Consider the following 9,503-nt stretch of genomic DNA (forward strand, 5'->3'; position numbering starts at 1 on the left):
GCAAAAACTTGGTTAAAAACTGGCACATTTTCTGCATTGTTATATTAGTAATACAAAAACCTAATTTGGTAATACTGAGATGGAGTTGTGCTATGAATCAGATCAAAACAGCAGTCAAAAAAACACATCCGCTTAAAGCATTTTTTATTGATTTATTCAGTGTACGTGCAGGCGTATATATCAAACAAAACACTCAAAACATTTCTGTCAACAAGGTAAAAGGATAAGTTTGTGGCTAAACAAAAGTTGGCTCGAATCAGCATTACTGTACCTGAAGCAACGCTAAATGCACTCGATCAGAAAATTGTTGATCAGCACTACGAAAGTCGTTCTCAAGCGATTGTTGACATGATCAATAAACACCTGATTGCGGAACAGGCTCAAGCAAATGAAGTCATGGTCGGCACTTTGACCATCCTTTATGATGCAGGACAAATGCCACTTCGAAATCAACTGATTGATTTACAACAACAGTTTTTAACACAAGTGATCAGTTCACTGCATATTCAACTTGATCAACAAAAAATCTTACAAGTCATGCTGATGCAAGGGGCAAGTTCTGAGCTTCGGCATATTAGCCAACAATTTACAGCACTCAAGGGTGTGATCAAAGGGCATCTGGAGCTGATGGATGCTGTGATGCCACCAATTCTGCAAAATGATTAAATCGGGAGTAGGGGGATGCCAAGATCAGGTCTGCAATGTGATGCAACAGGAACGTCTATTGAAGTTGAGGTTTGGGATATTCCATTGGCAAATTTTGCGGCAATCGTTGCAGAGCTTCCAGCGCCGTTGGAAATCGGTAATTTACAACTTAAAGATGGCAGGCGTGCATATATACAGTCGCTAAATCAAACCAATACACAATTTAAAGGCGAGAAAACCGGGGGAGTTTCTGTATGATCCATAAATCTTTATTATCAGTATCACTATTATCTGCGATATTGTTCGCTGGTTGTGACAACACAGCAAAAATTCCACAAGCGAAAGAAGGTACTCAAGCTTCAACAAATGCTAAACCAATCACCATTGGCTATAGTGATTGGCCTGGTTTTGTGGCGTGGCAGGTTGCGATTGAAAAAGGCTGGCTAAAAGAAGCTGGTCTCAATGTTGAGTTTAAATGGTTTGATTATTCAGCATCACTCTCAGCCTTTTCAGCCAATCAATTAGATGCGGTATTTGTCACCAATGGCGATAACTTGGTGACGGCATCAGGTGGTACCCAAGGCATGATGATTATGGCAACGGACTATTCTGCTGGCAATGATGTGATTATTGCCAAAGATGGGATCAATAGTATTCAGGATTTAAAAGGTAAATCTGTTGGTGTTGAAAAAGGTCTGGTCGATCACTTGCTTCTTGCAACAGCAATGTCAGATCAAAAAATTCCAATTAATGAAATCAAATTGGTTAATTCTGCCACCAATCAATTACCACAAGTTCTATCCAGCCCCGATGTTTCAGCGATTGCGGTATGGCAACCTGTAGCCAGTCAGGCATTAAAAGCGGTAGCTGGATCAAAAATCATTTATACCTCGAAGGATAAATCTGGCTTAATTTATGACACCCTGACCGTAAATATGAGTCATTTAACTGCACATAAAGATGAATGGAAAAAGATCCTTCAAGTGTGGGACAAGACGGTGAAATACATCAATGATCCTGCGACACATGCAGATGCTGTAAAAATTATGGCAATTCGTTCTGGGGTCGATCCAAAACAATACGAAACAATGGTGAATGGTACCCATTTACTTGATTTAGAAGCCAATCAAAAAGTCTTTAGCAAAGGCAATGGTTTTGATTCGATCTATGGCTCGTCTTATCACGTCAATAAATTCAACGTGGAAAATGGCATCTATAAAACCGAACAAAATGTCGATGGTCTGATTTATCCAACATTGTTACAAGAGTTGAAATAACGTTTTTTAAAAGAGTTAGATAGTTTGAAAAATAGCCTAAGCATGTCTCGGGCTATTTTATTTTAGGTGCAAAAATATTATATAGAGCTTAATCACATTAAAATATGATTATCCATTGATTATATTTCTGTGCTTTTTGAAAAAAGATGAATAATTAAAATTCCAATAATCATAAATACCAAACCGATGATTGCAGCTAAATCTAAGTGTTGTTTGTAGTAAAAGAAGCCGACTAAAGACACTAAAATAATACCTGCACCCGACCAAAGCGCATAAGTAATACCAACAGGAATCGTTTTCATGGTCAGTGATAAAAAATAAATGGCAACCGCATATCCGATCACGGTGATGATCGATGCAGACAACTGACTAAAACCATCAGATGCTTTCATGGCAGAAGTCGCGATGACTTCTGCCACAATGGCAATGATTAAATATAAAAAAGACATTGCTTGGAAATATTCCTTATAAGGCTATTTTTGCATGATGGAAAAGGTGATTTTCTTCATGATCAAACCAACTTTGGCTAGCAGTTGAAGTGCCCGTGAGTGTTGTAAAGCAAAAATCTGCTTGAAATACATCGAGTGTGAAATATAAACGGCACTGTTCACCATCGATAATTCGCTGTTGAACCAGTGTGTTGTGATCAAGCTGTTGGAAATTTTCAAGATCAATCTTGCTTCCAACTTTGTTGGTGACGGTACTAAGTTCGATGATCTGTTGATCAAAACTGATCGAAACCTCATAGTCTTGGATTGCTTCTAGACTGATCTGTTGCTGAGAAATAGCTTCTGTTAACGTCTCAGCGGATTTAAAAGCCTGTTGTATATCGGGATGTCGAGACTTGGCAAAGGCAATAAAATGATCACAAAGGATCAAGCCACCATCCGCAGGATAACTGGTATTTAACTCAGTATTTTCAATTTTAAATAAACGTAAGCCAAGATAAATGCCACGTATCGCTTGTTGACGCCAATCCTCAACATAAGCATGGCTGGGTGAAAACTCGAGTATGGCATTGCCAATTGAATATAATTTTGCAGGTTCGGGCCATTGCACATGATTTTGATAATTACTGCTGAGATGCCATGAAAGTAATTGATTTTGAGCATCCCAAAGAGTATCGCCAACCCAACCTTGTCGTTCTAAAACGGGTGTTAATCGAGGGTCTTTTAAGCGTAAATCAATGGTAAATGTCTTGGATTGAAACCAATAGACCAGGCTATTTTCATCAGTTAAACCATTGGCAAAGGTAATGCTCTTACGGCGAAAAGCACCCAATAAATATTGCGGCAATAAGCAGGTTGAATCATCCGTTGGCTTAAGTTGAGTACAGAGTTCTAATAAGTTCATTTCGACTCCTCATTTTGGCTTAAACCAAATGAATAAAGTGGGCGGGCATTTTCAAGTTGAATTTCGCCCCGTGCCACTTTTTCTTTGAGATACTGAAAGGTTTGTGCAGTTTGATTAAAAAGATGTTCACCACCTTTTAAAGGTGCATATTGTGCAGGCTGATCTTTGAGTAAAGGCTGAATTACATAGTCATAATCACAAGAGAAGAAAAACGGGAATGAATAGCGTTCTTCAGACACTTTTTTAACACGATGTTTGGTTGCTAAATATCGACCATTGGATAAAATTTCCATCATATCGCCAATATTCATAACCAAAGTATTTTCAAGAAGGGGGATATCAATCCATTGCCCCGTTTTATCAAGCACTTGTAATCCGGGCGCTGTGGGTAATAGCAAAGTGAAACATTCATAATCGGTATGCGCACCGATACCTTCTTTATCCTGAATTTCAGGATGGTAAGGATAATGAATCAGGCGAAGTTGACTGGGGGCTTTGGAAATATGTGCATCAAAATAATGCTCATCTAGACCGAGTGCCAGTGCAAAACTTTGGAAAATTTCATGCCCAATCGCTTTGATATGTTGATAATAGGCAGAGACATGCTGCTTAAATATCGGGTCCTCAGGCCACTGCGTTGGGCCAATCAAAGGGCGACGATCTGCTTGGCTCTGGTGATCATAATTGACATCATAGGCCTCTTTGAGATCATAACTTGTTTCGACAAAGCGTTCTTCACCGATCGGCACATAACCACTATGATTTTCTGATAAGCCAATATAATTCTGCATCTTAATGGCAGTATCTTGGGCAAAGTATTGCTGGGCAGTGTGATAAAGCTTTTGAAATAACTCAGGTTTAAATTGTTTTCCTGTTAAATATAAGAAACCAACATCTTTACATGCCTGATCTAAAGCGTGTGCGACTGTGAGTCGATCTTGAAGCTCAGGGCTGGAGAGTAGAGAAATGTCCACAAGCGGTAAAACATATGTGTTTGACATGAATATCACCAAGGTTGGCCGTCCAACAAAGAATTCAGCGATTTGGGTCGTCCCAAATGCTCAAAAAATCCGTCTGCTTATTTACCCGTACTAACTTGGGTCATACGCGGTATTTTGGGTAAGTCTTGTAGTGATGGATCTAGCTCATCTTCCTGAGCATGGACCAACTGATCCACTCGCGCTCTTAAATGTTGAAAAGCGGGTGTTGCCATAAGATCTAATGAACGTGGGCGCGGTAAATCTACTTCAATAATTTCTTTAATTTCACCGGGATTGGCTTTTAATGCAACAATACGATCAGCCAATAAAATGGCTTCATCCATATCATGCGTGACAAAAATAATGGTGATATCAATGTTTTTCCATAAATCCATTAAGTGTTTTTGCATCTTTTGGCGGGTATGCGGGTCAAGCGCACCAAAAGGTTCATCCATCAATAAGATTTTTGGTTCATTGACCAAAGCTCGTGCTATGGCAACACGCTGTTTCATTCCACCAGAAAGTTGATGTGGATATTGGTTTTCGTATTTATCTAAGCCAATAATATTGATCCATTCCCGTGCATTGGCTTCCGCAGTCATTTGGCTGGCACCTTTCATTCGTGGGCCGAACATGACATTTTCTTTAACCGTTTTCCAAGGAAATAGGGTATATCCCTGAAATACCATGCCACGTTCAGGGCTTGGGCCTGTAATAGCTTCGCCATCGACCAAGATCTCACCACTATGGTATGGATCTAAACCTGCAATCACTCGGCTTAAGGTTGATTTTCCGCAGCCTGATGGACCGATCACACAAATAAATTCACGCTTATGGATTTTAAGATCCAGTTGATTTAAAACGGTTCGTTCAGTTTTACCATGTTTAAATACTTGGCTCAGTCGTTTGGCCTCTAAGATGACAGGGCGTGCATAAATTTTTTGAAAATATTCAGCTGAATTAAAAGTTGAGTCATTCATTATTTTGCCCCTGCTTTCCATGCGAACATTCGCTCGCCCAATTTCATTAATAACACATCACAAACCAGCCCAATCACGCCGATAATCAAGATCGCGGCATAGACATTGTCAAAGTTTTGATAGCGTGCTTGTTGAGTAATAAACCATGTAATACCTGAGGTCGTACCAATCAGTTCAGAGACAATCAAATAGGTCCACGCCCAGCCCAGCAAGACACGTAAATCACGGTAAATATCTGGAAAAGCCGCAGGAATTACTACATTGAATAGGCTTTTAAGCTTATTGGTTCCAAGGGTATAGCCGGCTTCAATTAAGCCTTTATCGACCATACGTGTCGTATTGGCGATAATTAGGATTTGTTGAAATAGCGTTCCAATTACAATAATCGCAATCTTAGGCGCATCATTGATTCCGAGAATGGCAACAGCAAGCGCACCAAATGCAGGTGCAGGTAAATAACGGAAAAACTCAACAAAAGGTTCTGTAAGCAGCGATATTTTTTGTGAGAAACCACAGAGGATCCCCAGCGGAATACCAAAAATTGAAGAGATTAAAAAAGCAGAAAAAACGATTTTAATACTGTGCCATAAGCTTTGATGAAACCATGGTGTATCTGGTTGCTCTGGGGGCGTGGTAAATGCAGTGACCAAGGCTTTAGCCACTTCATGTGGTGCAGGTAAGTAAATGGGATTAACTAAAATACCTTGTGGTGGTGCAGAATGGTGATCGACCGCATTTTGTGCCTCACTATAGAACACACTTTTTTCAACTCGGCTGCCAACTTGAAAATACGAGACACTACCAGAATCTGTAATTTGCACTTGAGGGTGCCAAATAAAAGGTAAATAACTGACCGCACACCACAGCAATATAGGGATCAGAAAAGAACACAAGCTTAGTAATAGCTTGTTCTTTTGACCAATTTCCTTTGCGACATAACCCATATTTACCGCCCTCATTTTAGCTTGAGTATTACGATTATTGAAAAACGTAATATTTATTAAGCAAAATAAGTGCCATGAATAAACAGGCGATTGGATTGATGCGAGTATTTCAGCAACTCATGAATATGAGTGATCAATGATCTCTATAAGTGACTGGTAAAGCGCTCAGTAGAAGCTCAATGAAAGGACAAGATAATCAAGAAATGGATAAAGCGGGGAATGATTAAAGAAGAAATAATCAAACAAGAAATAATGGGTGGTGAGTATTTGATTAAAAAGCTTAATACTTATGACAAGGATCTAAACTCAATCAATAGCATGATCAATTGAAAATTAAATCGTCGTTGTATCGAGGGGAATACAACGACATTTTAATCACGAAATACATATCAAATCATAAACTTCAGTTGAATATTTAAGCAAATCCAATTTTATCAGGTTGGCATCAGCTTAAAGTGGAAGAGGTTCTAAACCTTTAACAATATCACTAAATTCAGAACCATTTAACCAAAATGATTTCTTTAAAAATAATGTGGTCATGATACTTTCAGCGATATCGCTATTGGTATTTTCACAAAATAAACCATACTGGCTGCCTAACACATTATTGTCTTCAATCAAACGAATATAGTAAGCATGTTGTTCGTCTGCATAACCAAGAATTGCATCACGTTGAGTCGCCATTTTTATGTCTCCACATAGAAAATCAATCAATTAAGTGCTTAAGTGGGATCAGAGAACTTATTCAAAAATATCAATAAATTAACAAGATGTCTGTATTCTAAATTATTGATTTATGATAAGTATATTGATTATCTTTGTCGTCCTTGTTCAAATAGATGTATCAAAACTGATCGATAGAGTTATTGTTATTCAAAAAAAACTTGCCGTCAACTTGAATTTGTAACTTTTTCAAGCTATATTGATTTTACAGGCTTTTATGAAGCATATAGGATAAATAATGTCTAAGAAAGTAGAATTTGAACACGGAGGTGCGAGAGCCAATGCTGGGCGTAAGGCACAGTTTAGTGAGCCGACCAAAGTTATCCGTGTCCCAGAGTCACAAGTAGATTTTATCAAAAACTGGTTACTGAAAAATTTCAAAAACGGCCAGCTCAGTGATTTAAGCTCTAGCATGAATATCCAGACCATTCAGCCTAAAAATGATAAGGTCTATCAGATTCCACTTGCGACAGAACGAGTCGCTGCTGGTGTGCCATTTTCTGTTCAAGATAGCATTGAACAATCATTGGATATGAATGAATATTTAATTCGAAATGAAAGTTCTACCTTTATTGTTAAAGCAAATTCGCTTTCAATGTTGGATGTCGGTATAGATATTGAAGATCCTTTGATTGTAGATCGTAGTATTTCTGCAAAATCTGGTGATATTGTGATTGCCCGTATTGATAATGATTTCACGGTGAAGCGCCTGATGATTGATAAACAGTTTGATCCACCGAAAGTTTGGTTAAAAGCTGAGAATCCAGAATTTAAAAATATTTATATTGAAGAAGGGCAGGAATTTGAAATCTGGGGTGTGGTAACCTATAACTTAAAACGCATGCGTTGATTGAAACTATATATGAGGATAATGCTGAAAGTCTTTTGTATTTTAAAGCAACATTCTTGTTGCTTTTTTTAACATTCTTGTTGCTTTTTTTTAAGATACATTTAAGGGATTTAATCCAATATCCAAATTTTAATGGGTAGGTCTATGTTTATGATATCGAATTATTTTGAATAAAAGATTCATTTTATCAAGAGTCTTTTTAGCTTTATGTCAAAAATATGCTGATGTTATGTTTAGCATGTAAAGGATAGGATAAAAATCCTACCGTTTACATTGGTCATCAAAAGCCTTAAAAAAACCAACCTAAACATAACAAGTATTCGGCATATTTTTTGCTGTTATTAAATCAACTAATTAATAAAATGGTAAAACAATGAGCTATCGAATTTTTCCTTGTGTTACTCAGCAAGATGCTGAAATTGTCGTTTTATCTTCAGGTTTAGGCGGGCACGCCTCATTCTGGCAACCACAAATTGAAACATTAACCCAATATTTTCAAGTGCTTGTTTATGATCAAGAAGGTTGTCATGCGGATTCTGATGCATTGCCAACATCATACTCAATCAAAAATATGGCAAAACAAATTCTCGATATTCTGCAACAACAACAGATCAAACAATGCCATTTTATTGGACATGCTTTGGGTGCGGTCATAGGGGCAGAATTGGCGGTCTTGGTTCAGAACACAGATATATCATTAACCAGTCTTACTTTTATTAATGCTTGGGATGCACTTGATCCGCATACACAAAAGTGTTTTCAGGCACGTATTACTTTATTAGAAAATGTAGGTGTTGAAGCTTATATACGGGTACAAGCTTTATTCCTATATCCGCCTGCCTATATTTCAAAACATATTCAAAAAATTCAGGATATTGAAAATTCAGGATTCGATGATTTCCCACCCATCAACAATGTATTGGTACGTATGAATGCATTGATGAATTTTAAAATTTTACCTGAACATGTTGCAGCTTTGGCAAAAACGGATGTGTATTATATTGCCAACAAAGATGATTTTTTAGTGCCTTATCAAAAGAGTATAGATCTTAAAAAAGTATTGGGGCATGGGGTATTAACACTGTTGGAAACAGGAGCACATGCATCCTCTGTAACAGAAAGTAAGACAGTCAACCAGATTTTAATTCAAAATTTAGTAGAAGAGGTTTTATGACCAGAACCTAAATATGAATATAAATCAATTGTGCTTAGCAGCCAGAACTATAATGGCTAGTTGGATAAAATAATCAGCACTGAGCAGATTTATGATGTAGTAAAAATGGGACCTACTTCTGCCAATCATTGTCCTGCACGATTTATATTTTTGACGACATCTGAGGCCAAAGTAGGATAAAAGCCAGTGCTTTCTTTAGGAAATGAAATATAGAAAAAAACATGACGGCTGCAAATATGATTATTAATATTGGTTATGTTGGTCATAAAAATATATGCATGATAGCTTCGATTAGCTGTTGAGGGTGCTTGTAAAATATTATAAATATTGATTTTGCTACGGTTTTAATTTTAGTTTTAATTTTGATTTTTAATAGGTTATTTATTTTATTAAAATACTGGTTGATTAAACAAAAATTGTTATGCTATCGAACCGCATTTTTATGCGGTTTTTTATTTTTTGTTAAATCCGATTTTAGAAATTTCAATGATCTAAAATGATGCATTTATGCACTATTTTAGTTTAATTTTTTCACTTAAGAAATTTATAAATTTTACCAAAAGGTAAAATAAAAAAT

General features: G+C 37.1%; 11 protein-coding genes and 1 pseudogene. 6 read left to right on the plus strand and 6 right to left on the minus strand.

Annotated features, from left to right (window positions below; translation table 11 throughout):
• The first annotated feature begins 92 nt into the window (after nt 1–92).
• The 4 genes and pseudogenes from GJV03_RS21905 (at nt 93) to GJV03_RS15300 (ending at nt 1,922) form a co-directional block, all read left to right on the plus strand.
• Nucleotides 93–227 carry a hypothetical protein gene (locus GJV03_RS21905; RefSeq protein WP_267313591.1) on the plus strand — a complete coding sequence of 45 codons (135 nt, stop codon included), beginning with the start codon at nt 93–95 and terminating at the stop codon, nt 225–227.
• 4 nt (nt 228–231) lie between these two features.
• Nucleotides 232–666, plus strand: a complete 435-nt coding sequence (locus GJV03_RS15290; protein ID WP_004822751.1) for a hypothetical protein — start codon at nt 232–234, stop codon at nt 664–666.
• 18 nt (nt 667–684) lie between these two features.
• Nucleotides 685–903, plus strand: a pseudogene (locus tag GJV03_RS15295) (hypothetical protein); the annotation flags it as partial.
• The gene (locus GJV03_RS15300; protein WP_105714090.1) at nt 900–1,922 is read left to right on the plus strand and encodes an ABC transporter substrate-binding protein; all 1,023 of its coding nucleotides are present in this window, start codon (nt 900–902) and stop codon (nt 1,920–1,922) included. The pseudogene GJV03_RS15295 and the gene GJV03_RS15300, both read left to right, overlap by 4 nt.
• Before the next feature lie 119 nt (nt 1,923–2,041).
• On the opposite strand, the gene GJV03_RS15305 is transcribed toward GJV03_RS15300, so the two are convergent.
• The 6 genes from GJV03_RS15305 to GJV03_RS15330 form a co-directional block, all read right to left on the minus strand.
• Nucleotides 2,042–2,371: a multidrug efflux SMR transporter gene (locus GJV03_RS15305; RefSeq protein WP_004724663.1), complete on the minus strand. Its 330-nt coding sequence runs from the start codon at nt 2,369–2,371 to the stop codon at nt 2,042–2,044.
• Between the two features lie 16 nt (nt 2,372–2,387).
• Nucleotides 2,388–3,275 carry a hypothetical protein gene (locus tag GJV03_RS15310; protein WP_154130471.1) on the minus strand — a complete coding sequence of 296 codons (888 nt, stop codon included), beginning with the start codon at nt 3,273–3,275 and terminating at the stop codon, nt 2,388–2,390.
• Nucleotides 3,272–4,276, minus strand: coding sequence for a 2OG-Fe(II) oxygenase family protein (locus GJV03_RS15315; protein WP_105714092.1), 1,005 nt, complete (start codon nt 4,274–4,276; stop codon nt 3,272–3,274). The genes GJV03_RS15310 and GJV03_RS15315 overlap by 4 nt, the downstream gene beginning before the upstream one ends.
• Nucleotides 4,277–4,353: 77 nt before the next feature.
• Nucleotides 4,354–5,235: an ABC transporter ATP-binding protein gene (locus GJV03_RS15320; RefSeq protein ID WP_154130472.1), complete on the minus strand. Its 882-nt coding sequence runs from the start codon at nt 5,233–5,235 to the stop codon at nt 4,354–4,356.
• On the minus strand, nt 5,235–6,179 hold the full coding sequence (locus tag GJV03_RS15325) for an ABC transporter permease (RefSeq protein WP_004724654.1): 945 nt from the start codon (nt 6,177–6,179) through the stop codon (nt 5,235–5,237). The genes GJV03_RS15320 and GJV03_RS15325 overlap by 1 nt, the downstream gene beginning before the upstream one ends.
• Before the next feature lie 450 nt (nt 6,180–6,629).
• A complete protein-coding gene (locus GJV03_RS15330; protein ID WP_004724652.1) occupies nt 6,630–6,863 on the minus strand; it encodes a hypothetical protein in 234 nt (77 codons plus the stop codon).
• A gap of 277 nt (nt 6,864–7,140) precedes the next feature.
• On the opposite strand from GJV03_RS15330, the gene umuD reads away from it, so the two are divergent.
• Both umuD and rutD read left to right on the plus strand, forming a co-directional pair.
• On the plus strand, nt 7,141–7,752 hold the full coding sequence (gene umuD, locus GJV03_RS15335) for a translesion error-prone DNA polymerase V autoproteolytic subunit (RefSeq protein WP_004724650.1): 612 nt from the start codon (nt 7,141–7,143) through the stop codon (nt 7,750–7,752).
• Nucleotides 7,753–8,125: 373 nt separating this feature from the next.
• A complete protein-coding gene (gene rutD / locus GJV03_RS15340; protein WP_105714093.1) occupies nt 8,126–8,926 on the plus strand; it encodes a pyrimidine utilization protein D in 801 nt (266 codons plus the stop codon).
• Nucleotides 8,927–9,503: the final 577 nt, after the last annotated feature.

The sequence above is a fragment of the Acinetobacter sp. RIT698 genome, assembly GCF_009668065.1.
In the GTDB taxonomy this organism is placed as follows: Bacteria; Pseudomonadota; Gammaproteobacteria; order Pseudomonadales; family Moraxellaceae; genus Acinetobacter; species Acinetobacter guillouiae.

Bases quoted from the DNA above. Each gene is read 5' to 3' on its own strand.
- GJV03_RS15325 (WP_004724654.1), bottom strand. From the start codon at position 6,179: ATGGGTTATGTCGCAAAGGAAATTGGTCAAAAGAACAAGCTATTACTA.
- GJV03_RS15305 (WP_004724663.1), bottom strand. From the start codon at position 2,371: ATGTCTTTTTTATATTTAATCATTGCCATTGTGGCAGAAGTCATCGCG.
- GJV03_RS15310 (WP_154130471.1), bottom strand. From the start codon at position 3,275: ATGAACTTATTAGAACTCTGTACTCAACTTAAGCCAACGGATGATTCA.
- umuD (WP_004724650.1), top strand. From the start codon at position 7,141: ATGTCTAAGAAAGTAGAATTTGAACACGGAGGTGCGAGAGCCAATGCT.
- GJV03_RS15300 (WP_105714090.1), top strand. From the start codon at position 900: ATGATCCATAAATCTTTATTATCAGTATCACTATTATCTGCGATATTG.
- GJV03_RS15315 (WP_105714092.1), bottom strand. From the start codon at position 4,276: ATGTCAAACACATATGTTTTACCGCTTGTGGACATTTCTCTACTCTCC.
- GJV03_RS21905 (WP_267313591.1), top strand. From the start codon at position 93: ATGAATCAGATCAAAACAGCAGTCAAAAAAACACATCCGCTTAAAGCA.
- rutD (WP_105714093.1), top strand. From the start codon at position 8,126: ATGAGCTATCGAATTTTTCCTTGTGTTACTCAGCAAGATGCTGAAATT.
- GJV03_RS15330 (WP_004724652.1), bottom strand. From the start codon at position 6,863: ATGGCGACTCAACGTGATGCAATTCTTGGTTATGCAGACGAACAACAT.
- GJV03_RS15320 (WP_154130472.1), bottom strand. From the start codon at position 5,235: ATGAATGACTCAACTTTTAATTCAGCTGAATATTTTCAAAAAATTTAT.